This window comes from Lentzea aerocolonigenes, assembly GCF_000955955.1.
Classification (GTDB): domain Bacteria; phylum Actinomycetota; class Actinomycetes; order Mycobacteriales; family Pseudonocardiaceae; genus Lentzea; species Lentzea aerocolonigenes_A.
In genome coordinates, this window is record NZ_JYJG01000055.1 from 56413 (window position 1) to 80713 (window position 24301).

At 68.6% G+C, this 24301-nt stretch carries 20 protein-coding genes; 13 read left to right on the forward strand and 7 right to left on the reverse strand.

The window, feature by feature from the left end; all coding sequences use genetic code 11:
* The first annotated feature begins 12 nt into the window (after nucleotides 1–12).
* From UK23_RS10120 to UK23_RS10140, 6 genes are all read left to right on the forward strand, one after another.
* Nucleotides 13–495 carry a universal stress protein gene (locus tag UK23_RS10120; protein ID WP_052684527.1) on the forward strand — a complete coding sequence of 161 codons (483 nt, stop codon included), beginning with the start codon at nucleotides 13–15 and terminating at the stop codon, nucleotides 493–495.
* 24 nt (nucleotides 496–519) lie between these two features.
* Nucleotides 520–1065: an AfsR/SARP family transcriptional regulator gene (locus UK23_RS10125; protein WP_045311152.1), complete on the forward strand. Its 546-nt coding sequence runs from the start codon at nucleotides 520–522 to the stop codon at nucleotides 1063–1065.
* A gap of 175 nt (nucleotides 1066–1240) precedes the next feature.
* Nucleotides 1241–2251: a glycoside hydrolase family 27 protein gene (locus UK23_RS52585; RefSeq protein WP_196777680.1), complete on the forward strand. Its 1011-nt coding sequence runs from the start codon at nucleotides 1241–1243 to the stop codon at nucleotides 2249–2251.
* The gene (locus UK23_RS52590; RefSeq protein WP_196777681.1) at nucleotides 2152–3384 is read left to right on the forward strand and encodes a hypothetical protein; all 1233 of its coding nucleotides are present in this window, start codon (nucleotides 2152–2154) and stop codon (nucleotides 3382–3384) included. The genes UK23_RS52585 and UK23_RS52590 overlap by 100 nt, the downstream gene beginning before the upstream one ends.
* A gap of 74 nt (nucleotides 3385–3458) precedes the next feature.
* Entirely contained in the window at nucleotides 3459–5759 is a 2301-nt protein-coding gene (locus tag UK23_RS10135; RefSeq protein WP_045311153.1) for a glycosyl hydrolase family 95 catalytic domain-containing protein, read from the forward strand.
* Nucleotides 5760–5798: 39 nt separating this feature from the next.
* Nucleotides 5799–6233 (forward strand): hypothetical protein, encoded by a 435-nt coding sequence (locus UK23_RS10140; protein WP_045311154.1) that lies wholly within the window; start codon nucleotides 5799–5801, stop codon nucleotides 6231–6233.
* On the opposite strand, the gene UK23_RS10145 is transcribed toward UK23_RS10140, so the two are convergent.
* The gene (locus UK23_RS10145) at nucleotides 6230–7225 is read right to left on the reverse strand and encodes a LacI family DNA-binding transcriptional regulator (RefSeq protein ID WP_196777682.1); all 996 of its coding nucleotides are present in this window, start codon (nucleotides 7223–7225) and stop codon (nucleotides 6230–6232) included. The two genes, UK23_RS10140 and UK23_RS10145, sit on opposite strands and share 4 nt — an antisense overlap.
* Nucleotides 7226–7324: 99 nt before the next feature.
* Between UK23_RS10145 and UK23_RS10150 the strand changes: the two genes are divergently transcribed.
* The 4 genes from UK23_RS10150 (at nucleotide 7325) to UK23_RS52595 (ending at nucleotide 11375) form a co-directional block, all read left to right on the forward strand.
* Nucleotides 7325–9154 carry a discoidin domain-containing protein gene (locus tag UK23_RS10150; protein WP_045311155.1) on the forward strand — a complete coding sequence of 610 codons (1830 nt, stop codon included), beginning with the start codon at nucleotides 7325–7327 and terminating at the stop codon, nucleotides 9152–9154.
* A 32-nt stretch (nucleotides 9155–9186) separates the two neighbouring features.
* Nucleotides 9187–10992, forward strand: a complete 1806-nt coding sequence (locus UK23_RS10155) for a ricin-type beta-trefoil lectin domain protein (protein ID WP_082114541.1) — start codon at nucleotides 9187–9189, stop codon at nucleotides 10990–10992.
* 76 nt (nucleotides 10993–11068) lie between these two features.
* Complete coding sequence (locus UK23_RS54545; protein WP_269112258.1) at nucleotides 11069–11197, forward strand: hypothetical protein; 129 nt, start codon at nucleotides 11069–11071, stop codon at nucleotides 11195–11197.
* Between the two features lie 19 nt (nucleotides 11198–11216).
* On the forward strand, nucleotides 11217–11375 hold the full coding sequence (locus UK23_RS52595) for a hypothetical protein (protein WP_196777683.1): 159 nt from the start codon (nucleotides 11217–11219) through the stop codon (nucleotides 11373–11375).
* A 1-nt stretch (nucleotide 11376) separates the two neighbouring features.
* On the opposite strand, the gene UK23_RS10160 is transcribed toward UK23_RS52595, so the two are convergent.
* From UK23_RS10160 to UK23_RS10180, 5 genes are all read right to left on the reverse strand, one after another.
* Nucleotides 11377–11742 carry a hypothetical protein gene (locus UK23_RS10160; RefSeq protein WP_045311157.1) on the reverse strand — a complete coding sequence of 122 codons (366 nt, stop codon included), beginning with the start codon at nucleotides 11740–11742 and terminating at the stop codon, nucleotides 11377–11379.
* A 42-nt stretch (nucleotides 11743–11784) separates the two neighbouring features.
* The gene (locus UK23_RS10165; RefSeq protein ID WP_045311158.1) at nucleotides 11785–12420 is read right to left on the reverse strand and encodes a DUF3618 domain-containing protein; all 636 of its coding nucleotides are present in this window, start codon (nucleotides 12418–12420) and stop codon (nucleotides 11785–11787) included.
* The gene (locus UK23_RS10170; protein WP_231114447.1) at nucleotides 12396–12782 is read right to left on the reverse strand and encodes a phage holin family protein; all 387 of its coding nucleotides are present in this window, start codon (nucleotides 12780–12782) and stop codon (nucleotides 12396–12398) included. The genes UK23_RS10165 and UK23_RS10170 overlap by 25 nt, the downstream gene beginning before the upstream one ends.
* Before the next feature lie 16 nt (nucleotides 12783–12798).
* The gene (locus UK23_RS10175; protein WP_052684529.1) at nucleotides 12799–13473 is read right to left on the reverse strand and encodes a hypothetical protein; all 675 of its coding nucleotides are present in this window, start codon (nucleotides 13471–13473) and stop codon (nucleotides 12799–12801) included.
* Between the two features lie 109 nt (nucleotides 13474–13582).
* Nucleotides 13583–13996: a DUF6292 family protein gene (locus UK23_RS10180; protein WP_045311160.1), complete on the reverse strand. Its 414-nt coding sequence runs from the start codon at nucleotides 13994–13996 to the stop codon at nucleotides 13583–13585.
* Nucleotides 13997–14218: 222 nt separating this feature from the next.
* Between UK23_RS10180 and UK23_RS10185 the strand changes: the two genes are divergently transcribed.
* Complete coding sequence (locus tag UK23_RS10185) at nucleotides 14219–15862, forward strand: discoidin domain-containing protein (RefSeq protein ID WP_045311161.1); 1644 nt, start codon at nucleotides 14219–14221, stop codon at nucleotides 15860–15862.
* On the opposite strand, the gene UK23_RS10190 is transcribed toward UK23_RS10185, so the two are convergent.
* Complete coding sequence (locus UK23_RS10190; RefSeq protein WP_063778055.1) at nucleotides 15855–19877, reverse strand: glycoside hydrolase family 3 C-terminal domain-containing protein; 4023 nt, start codon at nucleotides 19875–19877, stop codon at nucleotides 15855–15857. The genes UK23_RS10185 and UK23_RS10190 overlap by 8 nt on opposite strands.
* A gap of 140 nt (nucleotides 19878–20017) precedes the next feature.
* Between UK23_RS10190 and UK23_RS10195 the strand changes: the two genes are divergently transcribed.
* Nucleotides 20018–21202 (forward strand): ROK family transcriptional regulator, encoded by a 1185-nt coding sequence (locus tag UK23_RS10195; RefSeq protein ID WP_156212999.1) that lies wholly within the window; start codon nucleotides 20018–20020, stop codon nucleotides 21200–21202.
* A 56-nt stretch (nucleotides 21203–21258) separates the two neighbouring features.
* Nucleotides 21259–24300 carry a GH92 family glycosyl hydrolase gene (locus UK23_RS10200; protein WP_052684530.1) on the forward strand — a complete coding sequence of 1014 codons (3042 nt, stop codon included), beginning with the start codon at nucleotides 21259–21261 and terminating at the stop codon, nucleotides 24298–24300.
* Nucleotide 24301: the final 1 nt, after the last annotated feature.

Here is a 24301-nt window from a genome sequence, read left to right on the forward strand (position 1 = left end):
GGAGGGGGAACCATGGACACCGGCGTCACCGCGTTCGAATCCACAATGGACTCGTTCGGCCCTCACCCCGAACCGTCCGCCCGCACCATCCTCGTGGGCGTCGACGGCTCCGACACGGCGATGCGCGCCGCGGCCTTCGCGTTCGGCTCGGCGCGCCGCCAGGGAGCACGGCTGGTCGTCACGTTCGTGGCGAGCCACTCCTCACTGGCGGCGCTCACCCCGGCCGTGGCGTCGGTGTTCGAGCACGAGGCGACGGCGAAGCTGTACGCGGAGCTGCGCAAGCAGATCCAGGACGCGGCCGAGGAACTCGACGTGCCGGTGACGTTCCTGAAGACGTTCGGCGATCCGTTCACGACACTGCGGGACGCCGCCGACCGCTGCCAGGCGGACATGGTGGTGGTCGGTGCGTCGCAACAGGCGGGACACCGGATCGCGGGCTCGGTCGCCACCAAGCTGATCAGGTCGGGACACTGGCCGGTGCTCGTCGTCCCCTGACCGTCGAGGCAATACGCTCCTGACGTGTTGCGTCTGCTGGGAGAGGTGTCGGCGGGAGAGGCCGATCTGGGGTCGCCGAAGCAGCGGTGCCTGCTGGCCGCGCTCGCCGTGGACGCCGGCCGGGTCGTGCCCGTGGACAGGCTGATCGACCGGATCTGGGGTGACGCCGCGCCGCGCAGGGACACCGTCCACAGTTACATCTCCCGGCTGCGGCAGGCCGTGGGCGGGCCCGGCCTCGTGATCGAACGCCGCCCGGCCGGGTACGTCCTGGCCGGGCCGGTCGACCTCCACCTGTCCCGGGAGCTGCGCGCTCGAGGCCGGTTCCACGAGGCACTGGAGCTGTGGCGCGGCGAGCCGTTGACCGGGTTGCCCGGCGAGTGGGCCGAGGACGAACGCGGACGGCTGACGCTGGAACGGCTGTCGTTGCTGCACGACCTCGTGGACACCCGGCTGCGGGCGGGCGAGGGCGCCCAGCTGGCGGCGGAGCTGTCGTCGCGGGCGGCCGAACATCCACTCGACGCTGAACGAATGGGCAAACTCCTCGCCACGCTGCCGTCACACCTCGGATGACCTGAGCCCCTTCTCGGCAAGTTGTACCGGAACAAGCCGCGTAGCGCTGTTATAGGTCGGAGCGCTGCTACGGTATGCGCGGGCGCAGGGATTACTAAACTTAATTTAGTATTTATTCTTGACTGCCGTTGAAGGCCCACGCATGCTGTGGCCCTCGACGACGAGAGGTACGGGTATGCCGAGAACCCTGCTGACCGTGGCCACCATCGCGTTAACGCTGCTTGCACCCACTGCCGCCGCCGCGCCCACGCCACCTGTAGAGCACGCGGGCGCCGACCAGGGCGCGCCCACCTACTACGACTCCGGCATCGCGCGCACTCCGTACATGGGGTGGAACTCCTACTTCGCCGTGGGTGCGGCGTCGGAGGAGAAGGTGCTCGGCGTCGCTGATCACCTGGTGAGCAGCGGGCTCGCGAAGGCCGGTTACGACATCGTGTGGATCGACGGCGGCTGGAACGCGAGCCCGCCGCGGGACGGCAAGGGCGCGCTGCTGCCCGACCCGGCGCGGTTCCCGTCCGGGTTCACCAAGCTGGTGGACACGTTGCACGGCAAGGGACTCCGGGCCGGTATCTACACCGACGCCGGTGCGTCGGACGGCAAGAACTGCGCCGCCGGCAGCGGCGGCGGGTACTACGAGGCGGACGCGAAGCAGTTCGCCGGTTGGAAGTTCGACGCCATCAAGATCGACTTCCTGTGCGGGATCGCGCAGAACATGGACCCGGCGGTCGCTTTCACGCAGTTCTCCGCCGCCGTCCAGAAGGCCGGGCGCAAGATGATCCTCAACCTGTGCAACCCCGTCACGGACGAGTGGGGTGTGCCGCACCGGTGGGAGCAGACGGCGTATGTCGCGTACACGTACGGACCGCGCGTCGGCGACTCGTGGCGCACTTCGACCGATGTCGCGTTCGGCACGCCGTACGAGGGCATCTGGCGTGACGTGCTGCGGAACATGGATCGGAACCTGTACCGGCCCGGCGCGCAGGGGCCAGGCCACTACAACGACCCCGACTACCTCATCCCGATGCGCAGGACCGGGCAAGGCACGTACGAGCTGAACGAGGAGGAGTCGACCTCGCAGCTCGTCATGTGGTCGGTGATGGCCTCGCCGCTGATCATCGGGTCGGACCCGCGCACGCTGCCGCCGTCGATGATCGAGACGCTGAAGAACCCGAGATCATCGCGCTGAAGAACCCGGAGATCATCGCGGTCGACCAGGACCCGCTGGCGATCCAGGGCGTGCGGGTCGCGGGTTCGGACAACGTCGACGTGTACAGCAAGGTGTTGTCCGGCAAGGGTGAGCGTGCCGTCGCGGTGCTGAACCGCAACGACCAGCCCGCCACGTACACGGTCAACTTCGCCGACGCAGGTCTCAAGGGTGCTGTAGCCGTTCGCGATCTCCGTGCGCGCGCTGACCGTGGCACGGCTGATGGCTCGTACACCGTCACGGTTCCCGCGCACGGCACCGCGTTCCTGAAGCTGCGCGGCGAGACCGCGGTTCCCGGCACGGATCTCGGCGGCGACACGTCCGCGAGCCCGGCGCTGGTCCGCTGGGACGACCAGAACCTCGCGGTGTTCGCGCGGGACAAGGCAGGACGTCTGCAGCAGCGGTCGATGGTCGCCGGCGAATGGCGTGGCTGGGTGACGTTGGGCGGCCCGCGCAACGGCCAGATCCTCGGCCAGCCGTCCGCGTTCGCGAGCCCGGACGGCCGGATCGACCTCTTCGTCCGCGGCACCGACAACGTCGCGTACCAACGGACTTACACCGGTGGCCGCTGGGGCGCCTGGACCTCGCTCGGCGGCACGCTGACCGACTCGGTGTCGGTGGCGTTCACCGGGCCGGACAGCTGGAGCCTGTTCGGCCGCGGCTCCGACGGTCGCGTGTGGACGCGCGACAAGAACTCGTCCTGGACCTCGGTCGGCTCGCCCGGCAACCAGCAGATCTACGGCAGGCCTTCCGCCGCAACGGTTTCGGCGGGCACGTTCGTCACGGTCCGGCTGCAGGACGACTCCGCCTGGTACCGCAGGCGCACCGCGAACGGCTGGTCCGCGTGGACCTCGCTCGGCGGCGTGATCAGCGGCAGCCCGACGGCGGTGGCCAACGGCGACCGGGTCAACGTGTTCGTCCGCGGTAGCGACTACACGCTGTGGCAGCAGGATCTCGTCGACGGCGCGGGCACGTGGTGGTTCAAGCGCGACCAGTACGTCAGCAACGCCCTCACCGGCGCGGTGGGTGCGGCGGCTGGAGCTCAAGGCTCGTCCTGGGTCGCTGTGCGCGGTCCGGACAACGCGGTCCACCTCGCGAACCTGCCCGCGAACTGACTTCGGCCCAGGAGCACCACGATGACGACCCATCGCGCCTTCCCCACCGCAACCGGCCCGACAGGAGCCCGCCGATGACCACCCGCCGAGCTTTCCTGAAGGCTTCCGGCGCTCTGGGCCTGGGCGCACTCGTCCTGCCCACGTTCGCCGCCCACGCCGAGCCCTACCGCCCCACCGGCAACCCGCTCAACACCTCGCCGACCACGCTCTGGTACCCCGCTCCCGCCGACGAGGCGAAGATCATCGAGCAGGGTCTGCCGATCGGCAACGGGCGCCTCGGCGCGCTCGTCGGCGGCGGCGTCGAGAAGGACTTCCTGTACCTGACCGACGTCACGATGTGGACCGGCGAGCTCAACGACGCGCTGGAGGGCGACGGGCAGTTCCCGTACGACCCGACGCACTTCGGCACGTTCTCGTTGCTGGCCAAGCTCTACGTCGAGATGCCGGGCCACACAGCGACCGGCTACCGTCGCGCGCTCGACCTGAGCAACGGCATCGTCACCACCTCGTACACCTTCGGTGGCAAGCAGTACCGCCGGGAGATCTACGCGAGCCACCCGGACGACGTGGTGGTCGTCCGGCTCGTCGGCCCGAACCAGACCGGCACTGTTTCGCTGACGGGTGCGCACGGCGAACCGTCCGTCGGCGACGCACCGCACACCGCCGCGCTGTTCACCGGCTCGTTCGCGAACCGGTTGGCGTACAGCGGTGTCGTCACGGCCTACAGTCCTGATGGGACGGTCACGGTGGACGGCGCCAAGCTGTCGTTCACCGGCTGCTCGGACCTGGTGATCGTGTTCTCCGGCGGCACGAACTACGTCCCGGACGCGTCGGCCGGATTCCTCGACCCGACCGTGGAACCGGCGCAGATCGCGCTCCAAAAGGCAGCAGTACGGGCGAAGGGCGACGCTCTGCTGCGCACCCACGTCGCCGACTACCGCAAGCGCTACGACCGGCAGAAGGTCGACCTCGGCAGGTCTTCCGACTCCCAGCGCGCACTCGACACGTGGACCCGGCTCAGGACCAGGGCGTCGAGCGGCACGCCGGACCCGGAACTGGAGGCGAGCTACCTGCAGTTCGGCCGCTACCTCACGATCACGGGATCGCGCGACAACCTGCCGATCAACCTGCAGGGTCTGTGGCTGTCGAACAACAACCCGGACTGGTACAGCGACTACCACACCGACATCAACATCCAGATGAACTACTGGCTGGCGGATCGGGCGTCGCTGTCGGACAGCTTCGACGCGCTCGCGGACTACTGCGTCGCCCAGCTACCGGCGTGGACGAACTCGACGCAGGCGTTGTTCCAGGACTCGCGCAACCGGTTCCGCAACACCAACAACCGCGTGGCCGGTTGGGCGATCGCCTTCTCCACCAACATCTACGGCGGCAGCGGCTGGTGGTGGCACCCCGGCGGCAACGCGTGGCTGTGCATGTCGCTGTTCGAGCACTACGAGTACACGCTCGACCGCGGCTACCTGGCCAAGATCTACCCGTTGCTGAAGGGTGCCTGCGAGTTCTGGGAAGCACGCCTGGTCGAGACGCCGAAGGGCCTGGTCGACGACTACGACTGGTCGCCGGAGCACGGCCCGCAGGACGCACGCGGTCTCACGTACGCGCAGGAACTGGTGCACAACCTGTTCGGCAAGTACCGGATCGCGACCGACGTGCTGCGGCGCGACCAGTCCTACGGCCGCAAGATGTCGGCGTTGCGGGACAGGCTCTACCTGCCGGAGGTCAGCCCGAAGACCGGTGAGTTGCAGGAGTGGATGTCGCCGGACGGCCTCGGTGAGACCACGCACCGGCACCTCTCGCCGCTGGTCGGCTTCTTCCCCGGCGACCGCATCAACCACGACGACTCCCCCGCCGCCCTGGTCGAGGGCGTCCGGAAACTCCTGACCACGCGCGGTATGGAGAGCTTCGGCTGGGGTCTCGCGTGGCGGGCGGCGTGCTGGGCGCGGCTGAAGGACGCGGACCGCGCCTACCAGCTGATCCAGAACGTGCTGCGCCCGTCGCTGAACTTCGCCAACGGCTCGGCGGCGAACTTCTTCGACATGTACAGCTTCGGCGACAGGTCCATCTTCCAGATCGACGCGAACCTCGGTGCTCCGGCGGCGATGCTGGAGATGCTGCTGTACGCGCGGCCCGGCGTGATCGAGCTGCTGCCGGCACTGCCGTCGGCCTGGAAGACCGGCTCTGTCACGGGAATCGGTGCCCGAGGCGGCTTCACCGTCGACCTGACGTGGAAGGACGGCAAGGTGGTGACCGCCGTAGTGCACAGCGTCGGCGGGACCGACACCGAGGTGCGGTTCGGGCGCTGGAAGAAGCGGATCAGCCTGCGGAAGGGCCAGTCGGTCACGTTGCGGCCGTAATCCGGCCAGGTCGTGGTCACCGCGTCCTAAGATCGGCCGGTGACCACGACCGAAGTCGTCCTGACGAGCCGGGCCTCCGCTTTGGTTCAACGCATCATCTCCGGGGTCTCGCTCGCCGGGGCGCTCGTGGGCATGGTCGTGCTCGCCTTCGCCGACGAGCCGTGGTGGGCAGTCGTGCTGGGGGAGCTGGGCCTGCTGGTGAGCGCGCTCATCTGCGTGGCGATCTGGTCCGCGGCGGGCAGCGAAGCGAAGGACACCGTCGCGTTGCGCGCCACCGGAACCGTTGCGTTCGCCGAGGTCCTCGAGAGCACCCGTGAGGACGACGGCGACTCCTGCTCACACGTGCTGAAGCTGTGGGTTCCGGTGCCGGGCGACGGGTTCGAGGTGCGCCACCGGTGCCACCACTACAGCGGTGAGCAGCAGGTGAGAGTCCTCGTCGACCCGGCCACCCGCACCTGGGGCGCTCTCCACTAGAGCGCGGCGGTCGAGTCCCGGACGACCAGCGTCGTGGCCAGCTCGATGTGCAACGCCTCGGGCTGATGACCGTCGAGCACGCGCATCAGCTGCGTGACGGCGATCCTGCCCATCTCCTGCAACGGTTGCCGCACGGTCGTCAGCCGCGGATCGGTCGCCTCGGCGAGATCGATGTCGTCGAACCCCGTCACCGACAGGTCCGCCGGCACCCGCAGCCCGCGTTCCCGCGCGGCCTGCAGCGTGCCCACCGCCACCTTGTCGTTGAAGCACACGATCGCGGTGGGGCGCGGCGAGAGGTCCAGCAGTTCCGAGGCGGCCTGCTTTCCCTGCGCGGTCGTGGGTTCGACGTACCGCAAGCGATCAGAAGTCAGCAACACGCCGGCCTGGGCAAGAGCCGCGCGGTGTCCGGCCAGGCGCGCGTCGCCCGCCAGCCACTCCTCCGGCCCCGCGATCACCCCGATGTCGCGGTGCCCGAGGCTGATCAGGTGATCGGCCACAGCCCGCGCCCCTGACGAGTGCGCGGCCGACACGGCGGCGATGTCCGGTGGCGGTGGCGTGCGCGGATCCACGACCACGAACGGGAAACCGGCCTGGGACAACGCGACCAGCTCGGAGCCCTCCTCCGGCGGCAGGATCAGGATCGCGGCGTCGGCGTCCGAACCGGGCAGACCGCGCAACGCGTCGGTGTGCTGGCCTGACTCCCCCGCGTCCAGCAGCAGGCGCAGGCCGTGCAGCTTCAGCGTCTCGGCGATCGAGGAGACGATCAGGCCGAAGTAGTCGGTGAGCACGTACGGGCAGCGCACGTAGACGGTCCTCACCCGCACGGGCGTCCTACGCCGCTCAAGAGCCTGAAGCACCAGGTCACGGGTTCGCGGAGCCACGTTCACGTGGTCGTTGAGCACGCGGGAGACGGTCGCGACCGAGACGCCGGTCTCCGCGGCGATGTCACGGAGACTCGCGCGCTGTTTCACGTTCTCGATCTGACGTTCCACCAGGTCAATGTACCGGAACTCGCCCAATCCATTGACCGTCGCCCCGACCGGGTGTTTCATCCTGGAAGCCGATGTTTCACAGTGATGAACGGGTGTTACATGAGACTGACCGCGATCGTGGCTCTGGTGCTCGGACTGACCGCGCCGGCCGCCGAGGCTTCCAGCGCACCGGAAGCCCGTGTCTGGGTGACCACGCCGGACCGGGCGGAACTGATGCACGAACGTCCGCGCGTCACGTTCGGCACCGCGGCCTCGACGCATCCGACGATCGTGGTCGACCCCGGCCGCAGCTACCAGACGATGGACGGCTTCGGCGCCTCCATCACGGACTCGTCGGCCGAAGTCCTGACGAACCTGAGCCCTGCCGTCCGCGCGGACACCATGCACAAGCTGTTCGACCCGAAGCAGGGCATCGGCGTCAGCTTCCTGCGCCAGCCGGTCGGTTCGTCCGACTTCACGGCAGCCGCGGACCACTACACCTACGACGACGTCCCCGCCGGGCAGACCGACTTCGCGCTCCAGCACTTCAGCGTCGAGCACGACGAGCAGAAGATCCTTCCGTTGCTGCGCGAGGCGAAACGGCTCAACCCGAAGCTCAAGGTCATGGCCACGCCGTGGAGCCCGCCCGCGTGGATGAAGACCAACGACTCGCTCGTCGGCGGTCAGCTCAAGGACGACCCGAAGATCTACGACGCGTACGCGCGCTACCTCGTGAAGTTCGTCAATGCCTACACAGCAGCAGGTGTGCCGATCGACTTCATCTCCGTGCAGAACGAGCCGCAGAACCGCAAGCCCGACGCCTACCCCGGCACGGACATGCCCGTGGCGGCACAGATCAAGGTCATCGAGGCACTGGGCCCGAAGCTGCACAGGACCAAGATCCTGGGCTACGACCACAACTGGGCCACCCATCCCAACGACGGCACCGCGGAAGCCGACTACCCGTACCAGGTCCTGCGCTCCCCAGCCGCGAAGTGGCTCGCCGGCACCGCCTACCACTGCTACTACGGCAACCCGGCAGCCCAGACCGCGCTGCACAACGCCTTCCCGGACAAGGGAATCTGGTTCACCGAGTGCTCCGGCTCGAAGGGTGCGGCCGACCCGCCCGCCAAGGTCTTCAGCGACACGCTGCGGTGGCACGCCCGCAACGTCGTCCTCGGCACCACCCGCAACTGGGCCCGCAGCGCGGTGAACTGGAACATCGCCCTGGACGGCAGCGGCGGCCCGCACAACGGCGGCTGCGGCACCTGCACGGGCCTCGTCACCGTGCAGCCGAACGGTGAGGTGACCACCGACGCCGAGTACTACACGATCGGCCACCTGTCGAAGTTCGTGCGGCCGGGCGCCCGCCGCATCGCCAGCACGTCGTTCGGCACCACCGGGTGGAACGGCCAGATCATGGACGCCGCGTTCCGCAACCCGGACGGCTCCACGGCCCTGGTGGTGCACAACGAGAACGACGAGCCGCGCACGTTCGCGGTGAACGCCGGCGACCGCACCTTCGAGTACACCCTGCCCGGCGGTGCCCTCGCCACGTTCACCTGGACCGCCGGCCTGCGCAGCAAGTTCCGCGCGATCCCCCTGACCGGCGCCACGGACCCCGCGCTCATCGACGACGACGCCTCCACCTCCTGGTCGAGCGGCGCGGCCCAGGCTCCCGGCCAGTTCGTGCAGGTGGATCTCGGGGGCCGCAAGGAGTTCCGCCGAGTCGCGATCGACAGCGGCGGCAACCTCGGTGACTACGTGCGCGACTGGGAGCTGTCCGCGAGCGACGACGGCACGAGGTGGCGCACGCTCACCACCGGCTCGAGCACTGGCCAGCTCACCACCATCGACGTGCGGAGGACCGGCGCGCGCTACCTCCGCATCACCTCCACCGGCACCGCGAACAACTGGTGGAGCATCGCAGATTTTCGTCTCTACAAATAAGAAACGGGCGCCCGAACCCTGCAAGGAGCGCTATGTCAAAGACGACAAAACGCCTGCGTGGCACGGCGATAGTCGCAGCCGTCGTGATGGCGGGGCTAGCCACCCCGTCCGCCACGGCCGCCACCAACGCCAGTGTCTGGCTGACCACAGCCGACCGTTCGAACCTGTTGCGGCAACAGGGAGACGTGACGTTCGGCTCCGGCGGCACCGGCCCGACGATCACGGTCAACCCGAACTCCACCTACCAGTCCATGGTCGGCTTCGGCGCGTCGTTCACCGACGCGGCAGCCTGGAACATCTTCAACTCACCCCGCCGTGACGAGATCATGAACCAGCTGTTCAACGGGACCAGCGGCATCGGCATGAGCTTCATCCGCCAGCCCATCGGTTCGACCGACTTCTCCCGCAGCTTCTACACCTACGACGACGGCGCGGCGGATCCGACGCTCTCCCGGTTCTCCACCGCGCACGACAACGCCTACATCCTGCCGCTGATCCGCCAGGCGAAGCAGCTCAACCCACAGCTGTCCATCATGGCCACACCGTGGAGCGCCCCGGCGTGGATGAAGAACAACAACAACCTCATCCGCGGTTCGCTCAACGACAGCAGCATCGGCGTCTACGCGGACTACCTGGTCAAGTTCACCGAGGCCTACCAGGCGGCGGGTGCGCCGATCGACTACCTGAGCGTGCAGAACGAGCCGAACTTCGAACCACCCGGCTACCCCGGCATGCGGATGTCCGCGCAGCAACAGGTCAACGTCATCAACAACCTCGCGCCGAAACTCCGCGCGGCCGGCCAGCAGGCCCGCATCCTCGGCTACGACCACAACTGGGACGACACGAACTACCCGCAGACCGTGAACAACGGCGCGGGCAACAACGTGATCGGCTCGGCGTGGCACTGCTACGGCGGCAACCCGAGCGGACAGTCCGTCGTGAAGAACAACCAGCCGGGCAAGGACATCTTCTTCACCGAGTGCTCCGGCACGAGGTCGGCAGACGACGCGTCGACGTTCCGCGACACGTTGCGCTGGCAGGGCATCAACCTCGCGATCGGCGCCACCCGCAACCACGCCCGCAGCGTCGCGATCTGGAACATGGCGCTGGACAACAACAACGGCCCGGTCATCGGCAGCTGCACGAACTGCACGGGCGTCGTCCGCACCAACGGCAACGACGTCACCTACAACGCCGAGTACTACGTGCTGGGCCACCTCTCGAAGTTCGTGCAGCCAGGCGCGGTCCGCATCGACTCGACCGGCTACGGCGAGGGTGGAATCCAGAACGTGGCCTTCCGCAACCCGGACGGCCGGATCGTGCTCGTCGCGCTGAACTCCGGTGGCGCGCAGAACTTCCGCGTCTCCTACGGCGGCCAGACCTTCGGCTACAACCTCCCGGCGGGCGCCATGGCCACGTTCACCTGGCCCGGCACGCTCGATCCCGGTCAGCCCGGCCGCACCGGGCAGATCACCGGCCTGGGCGGCAAGTGCCTCGACGTCACCAACGGCTCGGCCGCGAACGGCAACCGGCCGCAGATGTGGACCTGCGGCCCCGGCCCGAACCAGCAGTGGACCCTGGCCGCGGACGGCACGGTGCGCGGGCTCGGCAAGTGCCTCGACGTCACCGGCAACGGAACGGCCGACGGCACAGCGGTCCAGCTCTGGGACTGCTTCGGCGGCGGCAACCAGCGGTGGACGGCCGCGAACGGCACGTTGGTGAACGTCGGCAGCAACAAGTGCCTGGACGTGACCGGCAACAACACGGCCAACGGCGCACAACTGCAGATCTGGTCCTGCACGGGTGGGGCCAACCAGCGGTGGACCGTGCCCGCGTAGTGGACGGCAGGCCGGTGTCCGAAGACGGCGGACACCGGCTCTGCTTGAGGTCACCGGGCTCGGGTAACCGGACGGTATGACTGATCCCGTCAATCCCGAGGCGCCGCACTCCCCCGGCACGCCCAGCCTGGACGATCTCGACACCGAGGAACCTCAGGTGCCGCAAGAGGAAACCGACGAGGAGCCGAGCGAACCGCCGGACTGAGCACACACGAGGAGTGGTGATGACCACGCCAGAACCCGACCGCGTGACGGCCGAGAGCGAACTGGAGGACGCCGACTTCGGCTCGGAGCACACGCGCCCGACCTTCGCGGACGAGAACCCCGGCGGCCCGCACCGCGGACCTGACGAGTCCGAGCCTCAGGACGAGGGCGGTATGTGAGTCACGCGCGCGCGGCGACCGCGGCCCGGCGGCCGGGCAGGAAACCGCGCGCCGCGGTGAGCAGTGTGCGCGCTTCCATCAGCTCCCCGTACTCGAGGTGCTCGTCGGCTGCCGCGATGTGGGCCAACGCCTGCTGCGGAGCCTCCGGCGCGTTCGTCATCGCCTTGGTCAGGCACTTGCGCGCCTGCTCGGCCTGCACGGCGAGATCGCCTCCGGAGGTGACGCGGATGAGGACGAGAGCGTCGCAGATTGCCTGGTCGAGTGTGCTGTGCCGCACGATGATCGCCGCCTTGGGACAGTCGGGGAGGACGAGCGCCGACTGCTTGACGCCGGTCCCGGCTACCCGTCTGCGGTCAGCCTCAAACAAACGAGCGGCCGTCGCCGAAACGGCGACCCTGCTCCGGTGATGTCACACCGTTCCGCGCGCCTCACCCGAGACCCTCTGACCGGACTCCTGGGCGTGCCCGCCCACGTCCTGCGCCGCTGCCTTCGCGTGCTCGGCCGTGGTCTGCGCGGCGTCCGCGGCCACCTGCTTCACCTCCCCCGCGGCGTCGCTCACCGAGGACTTCACGTCGTCCTTGATGTGCTGCGCCGACTCGGCCATCGCTTCCCTGGCAGGTTCCACGACGTCGCTGAAACTGTCCGAGAGCTGCTGCACGGCCAGCTGTTCGGCATCGGTGCGAGGCAGCACGGCTGCCAGCAGCAGACCGCTGCCGAACGCGATCAGACCGGCCGCGAGAGGGCTGCCCTGCGTCTGCCGGGCGACCCGTTGCGGCGCCTCCTGCACCGCCTGCACGGCGTGCTCAGCCCGTTCGGCGACGGCGTTCCCGGTGTCGTGGCCCTGTTCCCGCACGGTCGAGGCGGCCTGCGTCGCAGTGCCCATCACTCGCTCCTTCATGGTGGTCAAGCCCCGTCGCACGCCGCGCACGCGCCGCTGGGCGATGGCGCGGGGGCTCGTGTGGTCGACCAGCCGGTTGGCGTCGGCTCGCAGCTCGGCGCGGGTCACTTCGATGTCGCGCCTTATCTGGTCGGGTGTTTCGCCCATTCCGCGTCCTCCTTCAAGGTTTCGACGGTGCGTTCGGGTGTCGGGTTGACGGTGCGCAGCCGCGCGCGTCCCGAGGTGTAGAGGACGGCGCCCGCGATGCCCCACAGGGCAGCGACGATCAACGCGGCCCAGCCCAGCGGCATGACCGCGCCGAGCGCGAACACCAGCGCGAGGCTGAGCAGCACGGTGGTCAGGTAGCCGGCGAACCCGGCTGCGGCGAGCATGCCCGTCGCCTTGCCCGCCTTGACGGCCTCCTGCCGGATCTCCGCCTTGGCGAGCTCCAGTTCCTGCCGCATCAGCTTCGAGAGGTCACCGGTCAGCTCGCTGACGAGATCTCCCAGCGACTCGCCGGAAGTGTCCATTCGCGACGGTGGCACCTCAGGGCTCGACATGCGGCACCCCCGCCGCGGGCACGCCGGGCGACGCACTCGGCGTCAGTGGCGCGCCGTACGCCGGTGTCGGTGGCTGAACCTGCTGCGCCGGCATGTCGTAATCCGGTGCCACGTCGGCACGTTCGGACGCCACCGGCACAACTCCACCCTGCTGCCTCTGGCCCTGGTTCCTCTGGCCCTGGCTGCCGCCGCCGGTCGCGCTCTTCGCGACGCGGCCGACCAGGAACCCGGCCACAGCGGCACCCAGCAGGAACGTGCCCGGCTTGCGCCGCGCGTAGTCGCGAGCCGAGTCGAGCAGGCCCTGCGCACCGCGTTCGTCGAGGAACCTGGCGGCCTGCCTGCTCGTGTCGGCAACGCTGCGGATCGCTCCCGCCGACATCGAGCTCGACGGCGCGGTCCCGGCCATCTCACCCAGTTCGTCGGCAAGGCGGCCGAGCTGCTTCGACACCCGCACGGCCTGATCTTCCGCTTCTGCCGCAACGCGTTCCCGCACGTCCCGTACGACGTTGCGGGCCTGGTCCGCGGCTTCCCGCGTCACGTACCCGGCCTGGTCGGCGACGGTGTCGCCCACCTGCCCGGCTGCTTCCCTGGCGTGTTGTACGACCTCGACGCCCTCGTCCTGGGCCGTCGTGCGCATTCCGCCCATCTGATTCTCGGTCACGGCTGACTCCTCAGCTCGTAGTCGTGTCCTGGTCTACGAGCTACCCTGCGGACCACGCCGCAAACGGGGCCATTTCGCCGCAACCGCGGCAGGTTCGTCGAATCCCGGGCTAGGAGAAGTCGTTCTCGCGCGGCGCCGGCACGAACGCGGTGAAGTCGCGGTTCGAACGGTCACCCACCTGCTCGCCGTGGAACAGGCCACGCACCCACCGCACCACCGCGGCGGGAGCCGGCTGCGGATCACCGCCCATCCGCGCGATCTCGACGAGGTCGCCGATGCGGTCCTCCACCGCGGCCGCCCACCCGGTCGCCTCGTGCCACACCAGCGCCACGTCGTGGTCGGGGAAGTCGGGCAGCCGTCCGTCCAGCGCCACGTACGCCCCGGCGCGCGGTTCGGTCTCCACGAACGAGCTGTCGCCGCGCAGTCCGAGTCCCGTGACCACCTGGCGGACGTAGCGGCGGACCCGGCTCGCCGCGGAGTCGTCGAAGTCGAGGTCGAAGCCGATGATGACGTCGCGGTCCATGGCCCACGAATACCCCTGCGGGGTGTGAACAAACCACTGGTCAGCGGGTCAAACCCAAGGTCAGGAACCGGTAGATCCGGCCGTCCCGCAGTTCGTACTCGTCCGGCAAGGCCCGCTGCCGCGGTGGCAGCCAGATGCGCGAGATACCGGTTCGTCTACATCTTGCATGATTCTGCTCACTTCTTGCACTCTGGAGTCGGATCGCCGACAAAGGAGTTCGCGATGTCCCTGTCCCGACGAACACTCCTCAGCACCGCACTGGCAGCCCCTGCCTTCAAGTTCCTGCCCGCAAGCCCGCCCGGCGACGTGGTCGGCAAGATCACCGTCGGTTACCAGGGCTGGTTCGCCTGCCGCGGTGACAGCTCCCCCATCGACGGCTGGTGGCACTGGAACAACAACTGGAGCCAGCCGCCCGCTCCCCCGACCAGCTCGGTACGGGTGTGGCCGGACGTGCGCGAGTACGCCCGCACCTACCAGACCGCGTTCGCCAACCTGAACGACGGCCGCCCGGCCACCCTGTTCTCCAGCTACGACAGGCAGACCGTCGACGTCCACTTCGCCTGGATGCGCGACAACGGCTGCGACACCGCCGCCCTGCAACGCTTCAACCCGACCGGCGGCGAAGGCCCGATCCGCGACGCCGTCACCGCGCACGTCAGGTCCGCCGCGGAGGCGACCGGGCGGAAGTTCTACCTCATGTACGACGTCACGGACTGGCTGAACATGCAGCCGGAGATCAAAGCCGACTGGCAGAACAAGATGTCCTCGTACGTGAACTCCCCCGCCTATGCCCGCCAGAACGGCAAACCCGTCGTCGGCATCTGGGGCTTCGGTTTCAACGAGGCCAACAAGCCGTGGGGCCCGGAGCCGTGCCAGGACGTCATCAACTGGTTCAAGGCCCGGGGTTGTTACGTGATGGGCGGCGTGCCGACGCACTGGCGGCTCGAAGGCGAGGACTCCCGGAAGGGGTTCGCGAGCGTCTACCGCTCGTTCGACATGATCTCGCCGTGGATGGTCGGCCGGGTCAACAACATCGCCGAGTCCGACCACTTCCACACCAACATCAACGGCCCCGACCAGGACGAGTGCAACCGCCTCGAGATCGACTACCAGCCGTGCGTCCTGCCCGGCGACGTCGCGCAACGGCAGCGGCTGCACGGCGACTTCATGTGGCGGCAGTTCTACAACATGGTCCGCCTCGGCGTGCAGGGCATCTACATCTCGATGTTCGACGAGTTCAACGAGGGCAACCAGATCTGCAAGACCGCCGAGACCCAGGCCGACGTGCCCGCAGGTTCCGGTTACCTGGCGCTGGACGAGGACGGCACGCGTTGCTCAGCCGACTACTACCTCAGGCTGACCAACGACGGCGGCCGCATGCTCAAGGGCCAGATCCCTTTGACGCCGGCCCGTCCTACGCAACCGGTGCTCGGCGGACCACCCGCGCCGGACGTCGACCTGGCCGCGGGCAAGCCCACCCAGCAGAGCTCGCAGACCCAGCACTACGGCAGCGGCCATGTCGTCGACAACGACCCGCGCTCGTACTGGGAGAGCGCCAACAACGCGTTCCCGCAATGGGTTCAGGTCGATCTCGGCACCCCGGCGGCGCCGGGGCGGGCGGTGCTGACGCTCCCGCCCGACCCGGCCTGGGGCCGCCGCACCCAGGTCATCGCCGTGGAAAGCAGCTCCGACGGCCAGTCGTTCAGCGTGCTGAAACCGGCCGCCGGGTACGAGTTCGACCCGGCGACCGGCAACGCGGTGACGCTTCAGTTGCCCGGCAGCGAAGTCCGTTACGTCAGACTCGCGTTCACGAGCAACACCGGCTGGCCGGCCGGCCAGCTGTCCGGGCTCAAGCTGTTCACATGAGATGAATCGGCACGACGTTGTCCCCGGACACCACGAACCGGACACGCCCGATCGCCTGGCCGCCGGTGCCGATCTGCAACCTGAGATCGGCGTGGTTGTTCTGACGACTGGTGAAAGCGGCCTCCGGCAACGGGATCACCGCCGTCTGCCACGTCTCGGTGCCCATGTTCCGCACGAACACCGAGTCGCGGTAGGCGTTGTTGCCCACGTCGCCGAACGAGTCGTACTGGATGTTCCAGCTGCCGGTGCCGCGGTCGAAGTAGTCGACGTGCGCCGTGGCCTGGTAGCGGCCTCCGGGGACAACGCTGTCGTCGATGTCGAAGTACATGAACGGAGACGCGGAACCCGTTGTGGTGCGGGCGGTCCGGCCGCCGGCGGTCACCGGTGTGGTGCGGCCGTCGTCGCCGTCCCGCACCCAAGCGCCGCGCGGGGTGTCGGGGTTGCCGAGCTCGGTCCCGGCGATCGCGTCGGCCGACTGCCCGATGCCGACGGCGAACACGTGCATCGCCGGGTTGTTCGGCACCTGGCTCGGCGCGACGTCCGGCAGGATCACGTACTTCACCGTCTTGGCCGGGTCGAGCGGCGCCCACGCCAGGTAGACGTGGACGCGCTGGTCCTGCCGGGTGCTGTTCGGGCCGACGTTGAGGTACTGGCTCGCGGCGGCGATCGACGTGCCGGGCAGGGCGCTGCTCGACCACCAGTCCGCGAACGACAACGCGTAGCCCTGCGTGCTGCCATCGGTGTAGACGATGGTGCCGGGGGCCGAGGTGCTGCCGAACGCGTTCGACCCGAGGAAGCCCAGCAACCGGCCCGAACCGCTGACCGGAAGCACCTGACCGCCCGCGACCACGTTGTTCGCGACGTTCGGCTGCGGCCAGGTGAACGGGATGCCGCCGATGTTCACCGGTCCTGTGCCGAGACCCGCGGCGGCCAGTGCCTGCGCCGAGTAGTTCAGGCCGCTGCCGTCGAAAGCGCCGCTGACCGGCTGGTTGTCGTTGCTGATGCCGGTGTTGTCGTACGCCGCGGCGACCGAGCCGTACGGGACCTTGACCGTGCCGTCCGAGCTGAACGCGCCCAGGCTGGAGGAAGCTCCGAAGCCGATCGAGTAGCTGCCGGGGTTCGACGATCCGGAGAGCGTCCACCTCGCCGTCACCGACGAACCGGGCGCCACCCGGTCGAACGTGGTCGGCGTCGCCGGCGTGGCGGTCCAACCGGAAGGCGTGGTGATCGTCAGAGCCAGGCCGCGCACGTCCTCCGTGCCGCCGTTGGTGAATGTGGCACTGGTGGTGCCGGACGTGCCCGCGGCCAAGATCGACGGCACGGTGCTGGTCAGCGTGCCGGTCACCAGGATCGGTGCCGAGCCGGAGACACCGTTCACGGTCGCGGTGATGGTCGCGGCGCCGTCCTTGATCGCCCGCACCACGCCGTTCGCGTCGACAGAGGCCACGCCGGGGTCGCTGCTCTTGTAACTGACCTGCGCGCGGCTGATGTCCACAAAGGTCTGGTCGTCGTTGACCGCTTCGAGCACACGGTCCGCGGTGACGTTGGTGTCCGTGGCCAGCCAGCGGTTCCTGCCCTTCAGGTCGAACGTCTGACCAGGCCGGTACACCACGTTCTCGGGCTGGACGGTCACGTGCTTCACGCGCGGTACCAGTGCACCGCTCACTCGCACGTCCTTGCGCGCCACGATCGCCGCCGCGTCCGTGCCGACGCGGAACTGGTAGGTGCCCACCGGCACCGCCTCGCGCTTGTTAGCCGTGTCCCACAACGCGAGGTCGCGGATCTTCACCGGGATCGTGACCCGTTGCGTCTGGCCGGGGTCGAGCAACCGGGTCTTCTGGAACCCGGCGAGTTCCTGCAGCGGCACATCGCCCGTGCCGGCACCAGGTGCGGCCACGTAGAGCTGGGCAACCGCGGTTCCAGCACGCTGACCGGTGTTCGTGACGTCCAGGCTGACGTTGACGGTGTCCGCGGGTGTCGCAGAAGTGCGGTCCGCGACCACGTTGGCGAACCTGTACGTGCTGTAGCTCTGGCCGTAGCCGAACGGGAACGCCGGTGTGCCGGTGAAGTACTGGTAGGTGCGGCCGAGCCCACCCGTCCCGGCCGCGTTGAGCCGGTAGTTCCGCATCGGCGGGAGCTGCGAGTCGTCGCGGTACCAGGTGAAGCTGAGGTGCCCGTCGGGATTCTGCTTGCCGAACAGCACGTTGGCGAGCGAGGTGCCCTGGCTCTGGCCGTTGTACCCGCTGAACAGGATCGCCGGGACCTTGGACTGGTCGAACGTGACCGGTCCCATGGCCTGCACCGCGAGCACGGTCCGCGGGTTGCCCAGCGCGCTGACCTGGTCGATCAGCGAGTTGTAGTTGCCTGGCATGCCGATGTCCGGCCGGTCCTTGCCCTCACGAGCCGTGTCCATGTCGGTACCGGCGAAGATCACCACCAGGTCAGCGGCCCGGACCGCGTTCTTGGTCGCGTCGCTCAGCACCGCCGGACCCGTTGCCGTGGTGGAGGTTCCGGCCGCGTCGAACACGACCGACGCGTTCGGCAGCGCCCCCTGGATGCCCTGCACGGCGTTGACCGTGTGGGTCGGCTGGCCGCTGTAGCCGCCCAACGTGACCTTGTTCGCGAGGTTGCCGAGCACGACGACCTTCGACGTGCGGGCCGGGTCCGCTGGCAGCACGTTCTGGTTCTTCAGCAGCACCAGCGAGTTGTCGGCGACCTTCGTGGCGAGCGCCTGGTGGGCAGGGCTCTCGATCACCGATTTGGTGATCTTGGTGTACGAGACCTGGTCCGCCGGGTCGAACTCACCGGTCGCCATGCGCATCGTGAACACCCGCACCAGCGACGCGTCGAGCACACCCTCGGACAGAATGCCCGCGTCGATGGCCGCCTGGACGTTGGTCAGCGTCGCGTTCGCTCCCTCGCAGTTCAGCTGAGTTCCAGCCCGCAGCCCGAAAGCCAGCGCTCCCGCGGCGGCCGGGATCTTGCGGCCATCAGCGATGTTCGTCCACACGACCTGGGCGCCCTCGATCGACGAACGCCAGCCCGGCGCCGCCCAGAGGTGCCCGGTCGGCGGTGGCTGCCACACCGTGGCGATCGCGTCGCAGTCGGACACCGAGTAGCCGCTGAACCCGTAGGTGCGCTGCGCCAGCTGGTTCACCAGGTAGCCGTGCACCGCGCCGGGCGTGCCGTTGATCGAGTTGTACGAGGTCATGAGCCCGCCGGCGTGGTCGCGCTCGATGATCCCCTGGAACTGCTTGAGGTAGTACTGCCGCAGGTCGGCCTCGGTCGCGGCCGAGTTGCCGGACAGCCGGTCGTCCTCGACGTTGTTGAGCGCGTAGTGCTTCAGCGTCGCGGCGACCTTCAGGTACGGGGTCGCCGGTGTGCCGTCGACCGTGTTGCCCTGATAGCCGTTGACGAACGCGCCGGCCATCCGCGTGACCAGATGCGGGTCCTCGCCGAAGCCCTCGTCGGTGCGGCCCCAGCGCGGATCGCGGTCCAGGTTCACGGTCGGCGCCCAGTAGGTCAGGTCGCCGTACTCGTTGATGTCCGGGCCGATGTTGTTCTGCCCGTTGCCGAACAACGACTTGTCGAGGAATCCTCTTGCCTCGTCGGAGATCGCGGACGTCTCGGCGTGGATCAGACCGGGATCCCACGACATCGAGGCGGCGAAGTTCACCGGGAAGCTCGTCGCGTGCACGTTGTCCACCCAGCCCTGGCCACCGCCGCGCGGGTCGCCGCCGAGCCGGTTGAGGCCGTGCTGGCCCTCGCTCCAGTACGTGTACTGCTGCACGCCGAGCCGCGGGATGGCCGGGGCGTTGTTGGTGTGCAGCTGCCGCACCTTCTCCGGCAACGTCATGCGCGACACCAGGTCCGCCGCGCGTTCGGCGAAGGTGTGGCGGGTGTCGCGGTAGATCGGGGACGCGGCCTGAGCCACTGCTGGAACCGTCACCACGCCCGTTGCGCCGATCAGGACGGCGACGAGCGTGAAAATGCGAACGGAATGCTTGCGGGACATGAGGAACCTCCGCCAGGACCGAAGGTGCACACCGGCAGCTTCACCGTTCCGCTGAATCCAGACACAAGTCAAGAAATTGCATGAGTTCCGGTACAAACTTTCGCTCAAAGTCGGAAGAACCGCGTTGTTAGAGTTGGCCGGTGTCCGATGCCCCAGCGAACATGCGCCGCCTCGGCCGCCTGCGGGTGCTGCAGGCGTTGTGCGAGGTCGGCGAGGTCTCCCGCGGCGACCTGTTGCGGCACACCGGCTTGTCCCGGGCCACGATCAGCTCGCTGGTCGCCGACCTGGTTCGCGAGGGCGTCGTGCGTGAGCAGAGCGCGGCGTCGTCCCGCCTCGGCCGCCCGCCGCTGGTCGTGTCGCTGGTCCCGGAAGCCGGGTACGCGTTCGGGCTCGACATCGGCCACGACCACGCGCGGCTGATCCTCAGCGACCTCACCGGCACACCGGTGTGGGACGACAGCGTCGAACTGGACGTCGACAGCTCGGCCGACGACACCGTTGCGGCAGCTGCTGAGCTGGTCGAGGCCGCTTCAGAGGAGATCGACCGCACTCGCGTGCTCGGTCTGGGTGTGGGCATCGCGTGCCCGGTCGACCGGCGCACCGGCGTGCTGCGCGCCGAGGGCATCATGCCGTCCTGGGTCGGCGCGAAGCCGGCCGCGATGCTGACCGAGCGAACCGGCTTGCGCACGCTGGTCGTCAACGATGCCAACGCATGTGTGGTGGCTGAGCGGCGATACGGGGTGGCGCGGCACTGCGACGACGTGGTCTACCTGCGACTGTCGGCCGGGATCGGCGCCGGGGTGGTGTGCGACGGGCGGATGCTGCTCGGGCACGACGGCCTGGTCGGCGAGCTCGGGCACGTCTCGGTCGACCCGAACGGCGAGGTGTGCCGGTGCGGCAACCGCGGCTGTCTGGAGACGATCGCGAGTCCCACGGCGATTTCCCGGTTGCTGTCCCGGAGTTGGCGCCGGGAAGTGCTGAACGCAGAGCTGATGTCGTTGCTGCTGGCCGGTGATCGCGGTGCGGTGCGCGCGGTCGAGGACGCGGGCGAAGCCGTGGGCCGGACACTGGCGATGACGGTCATGGCGTTGAACCCGGAACTCGTTGTGGTGGGCGGAGAACTGGCCGCCGCGGGTGAGGTGCTGTTCGATCCGATCCGCCGGGCGTTGCGGCGCAACTCGGTCAGCGATCTGCACGGCGACCTGCAGATCATGGCCAGCGCACTCGGCGACGGCGCGAGTGCTCGTGGCGCGGCGGCTCTTGTCCTGTCCGCGGCTCTTGTCCTGTCCGAGACACCGCAGTTGCTGACTATTGACAAGGTTTGATCAAAAACCGATAGTTCAAGCTCATGCGCTGTGCAACTGTGTTATCACGGAGCGTGGTGGCGGTTCTGCTGGTGCTCGGTGTCCCCGCACCACCAGCCCAGGCGATTTCCCTTGTCACGGACCCGGTTTCGCTCGTCGACCCGATGATCGGCACCGGCAACGGCGGTGAGACCGTCGGCCAGATCAACAACTTCCCCGGCCCCGCCGTGCCGTTCGGCATGCTGCAGTGGAGCCCGGACACACCCGGCGCATACGCGGGCTATTCCTACGACAGCACCAAGATTCGCGGGTTCAGCCTCACGCACGCGTCGGTCGGCTGCACGCAGTACGGCGACGTCCCGATCCTGCCCGTGGCCGGTGAGATCGGCCCTGCGCCGTGGAACCGCACCGAGAGCTTCTCGCACAGCACCGAGATCGCGAAGGCCGGCGAGTACGCGGTGACGCTGGCAGACTCCAACGTCCGCGTCGACATGGCGTCCGCGACCCGTACCGGTCTGTCCGCGTACACCTTCCCCGCCACCGACCAGGCCCGCGTGCTGATCAAGGCGGGCGCGAGCCTCAACGGCGACAAGGCCGCGTCGGTGCGCACGGTCGGCGACCGCGAAGTCGTCGGATCGGCGGTGACCGGTGACTTCTGCGGCAAGAAGCACAGCTACACCATCTACTACTCGTTGATGTTCGACCGTCCATTCACGACGGTCGGCAGCTGGGACGGCACCGCGGTCAGTCCGCCGGGAAGTTCCTTCGACGTGTCCGGGCCGCGGTCCGGTGGCTATCTGACGTTCGACACCCGTGCCGATCAGACCGTCCGGGCCAAGGTCGCGATCTCGTACGTGGGGATCGAAGGCGCTCAGCGGAACATGCGTGAGGAGATCCCCGGCTGGGACCTCGCGCCGATCAAGGCCGATGCCCGCGAGCAGTGGCACGACGACCTGTCCCGCATCGAGATCGGTGGCGGTACCGCGGAGCAGCAGCGGACGTTCTACACCGCGCTCTACCACTCGTTGCTGTACCCGACGACGTTCAGCGACGTCGACGGCCGGTACGTCGGGTTCGACTCGAAGATCTACTCGGTGAGCGGCCGGCAGCGCGTCCAGTACGCGAACTACTCGTTGTGGGACACGTATCGCTGTCTCGCCGCACTACAAGCGTTGCTGCGACCGGACATCGCGAGCGATCTCGCGCAGTCGCTGGTGAACGACGCCGTGCACTTCGGGTGGCTGCCGAAGTGGCCGGTCATGAACTCCGAGTCCGGGGTGATGAGCGGCGACAACGCCACGCCGTTCCTGGCCTCGCTGCACGCGTTCGGCGCGCGGAACTTCGACACCGCCACTGCCCTGCAGTACATGGTGAAGGGCGCGACGACCCCGGCCCCGCCCGGTTTCCCCTACCAGCAGCGGCAAGGCGTCGTCGACTACCAGAAGTTCGGCTACGTGCCGAATGATCGTGCCGAGCAGGGGCACGTGCGGTTGGGTGGCTCGCAGACGCTGGAGTACGCGCTCGACGACTTCTCGATCTCGCAGTTCGCTGCTGCTCTCGGCAAGCCTGACATGGCTCGAACGTATGCGGTTCGGGGGCAGAACTGGCAGAACGTCTTCGACGGCGGCACCGGGTATCTGCGGCCGAAGGACAGCGTCGGAGCCTTTCCGTCCGGGCCGGGCTTCGTCGCGCCGCAGCCCGGGCGGTTCGGGCAGGACGGGTTCGACGAGGGCAACGCCGCGCAGTACAACTACTTCGTCCAGCAGAACATGGCCGGGCTGATCCGTGCGATGGGCGGCCGGGACGCCGTGAACAAGCGCGCCGACACGTTCTTCCAGCAGCTCAACGTCGGGCCGAACGCGCCGTACCAGTGGTCGGGCAACGAGGTCGACTTCGCGACGCCGTGGCTCTACGACTACACCGGCCAGCCGTGGAAGACCCAGGAGGTCGTGCGGCGCATCGAGAAGCAGTTGTTCTCCGCGACCCCGAACGGCGAGCCGGGCAACGACGATCTGGGCGCCCAGTCGTCCTGGTACGTGTGGGCGGCGCTCGGCCTCTACCCCGTGACGCCGGGCACTTCCGACCTCGCACTCGCCAGCCCGTTGTTCTCCAAGGCCGTCGTGCACCTGGCCAACGGGCGCTCCATCACGATCAACGCGCCTGATGCCGCCACTGATCGTCCGTATGTACGGCGACTGACCCTGAACGGCCGCAGCTGGGATCGCACCTACCTGCCGCCGTCGGTGTTGCGTGATGGTGCGACGCTCGGCTTCGACCTCTCGGCCACGCCGAACACGTCGTGGGCGACTTCCCCCAACGCAGCTCCTCCGTCCTATTCGGAGGGACAGGCCGGCGCGATCGGCTACACCAGCCCGACCGGTCAGGTGGTGGCCGGTGCCGGGACCACGTTCCCGTTGACCGTGGGTGTGGTGGACGCTGACGGCCGCTCCGATGTCGTGCGCTGGACCGCCGAGCCACCTGCCGGGATCACCGTGACGCCGTCGTCCGGGGTGTTGAGCGGCAGGGCTTCCCAACAGGTCACGGTGGCGGTGAACGCGCCGTCCGGATATCACTCGGTTCCGGTGCATTTCACGGACGAGACCGGACGTGCGCTGCCCGGCGGAACGATCAAGGTGACGGTTCCTGCCGCTGACGGCAGAGCGACCGTGTGCGCTGATCTCGCTGCGACCGACACCGAGTGCGGGTTGCAGCGGCTCGACAACGGCGACGGGCACAGCGAACCCGTCTCGGTCGCCGGCAGGTCGGCGCGCAGGACCCTCGACGGCTACCTGTACTTCGCGGTCACCGACGACCTCGTGCCTGCCGGTTCCGCGCATGCCGCGGCGATCACCGTCGACTACCTGGACCAGGGCACCGGGCAGTGGAACGTGCAGTACGACTCGACCGGTCAGCCGTACCAGGGCAGCGCCTCCTGGACGAACACCGGTACCGGCACGTGGCAGACGGCGACGTTCACGCTGCCCGACGCCGGGTTCTCCAACAGGCAGAACGCCGGCGCGGACTTCCGGCTGTCGACCGGGCCGGGGTTCGTCATCTCGCGTGTCCACGTTGGAGTGTCAGGTGGGAGCGTTCTCCCGTTGCACCTGTGTCCGAGTTAAT

What these genes read in the sequence shown, in the direction of transcription:
- UK23_RS10120 (WP_052684527.1), top strand. Translation starts at nt 13, where the DNA reads ATGGACACCGGCGTCACCGCGTTCGAATCCACAATGGACTCGTTCGGC.
- UK23_RS52585 (WP_196777680.1), top strand. Translation starts at nt 1,241, where the DNA reads ATGCCGAGAACCCTGCTGACCGTGGCCACCATCGCGTTAACGCTGCTT.
- UK23_RS10135 (WP_045311153.1), top strand. Translation starts at nt 3,459, where the DNA reads ATGACCACCCGCCGAGCTTTCCTGAAGGCTTCCGGCGCTCTGGGCCTG.
- UK23_RS10150 (WP_045311155.1), top strand. Translation starts at nt 7,325, where the DNA reads ATGAGACTGACCGCGATCGTGGCTCTGGTGCTCGGACTGACCGCGCCG.
- UK23_RS10155 (WP_082114541.1), top strand. Translation starts at nt 9,187, where the DNA reads ATGTCAAAGACGACAAAACGCCTGCGTGGCACGGCGATAGTCGCAGCC.
- UK23_RS54545 (WP_269112258.1), top strand. Translation starts at nt 11,069, where the DNA reads ATGACTGATCCCGTCAATCCCGAGGCGCCGCACTCCCCCGGCACGCCC.
- UK23_RS52595 (WP_196777683.1), top strand. Translation starts at nt 11,217, where the DNA reads ATGACCACGCCAGAACCCGACCGCGTGACGGCCGAGAGCGAACTGGAG.
- UK23_RS10165 (WP_045311158.1), bottom strand. Translation starts at nt 12,420, where the DNA reads ATGGGCGAAACACCCGACCAGATAAGGCGCGACATCGAAGTGACCCGC.
- UK23_RS10170 (WP_231114447.1), bottom strand. Translation starts at nt 12,782, where the DNA reads ATGGACACTTCCGGCGAGTCGCTGGGAGATCTCGTCAGCGAGCTGACC.
- UK23_RS10180 (WP_045311160.1), bottom strand. Translation starts at nt 13,996, where the DNA reads ATGGACCGCGACGTCATCATCGGCTTCGACCTCGACTTCGACGACTCC.
- UK23_RS10185 (WP_045311161.1), top strand. Translation starts at nt 14,219, where the DNA reads ATGTCCCTGTCCCGACGAACACTCCTCAGCACCGCACTGGCAGCCCCT.
- UK23_RS10190 (WP_063778055.1), bottom strand. Translation starts at nt 19,877, where the DNA reads ATGTCCCGCAAGCATTCCGTTCGCATTTTCACGCTCGTCGCCGTCCTG.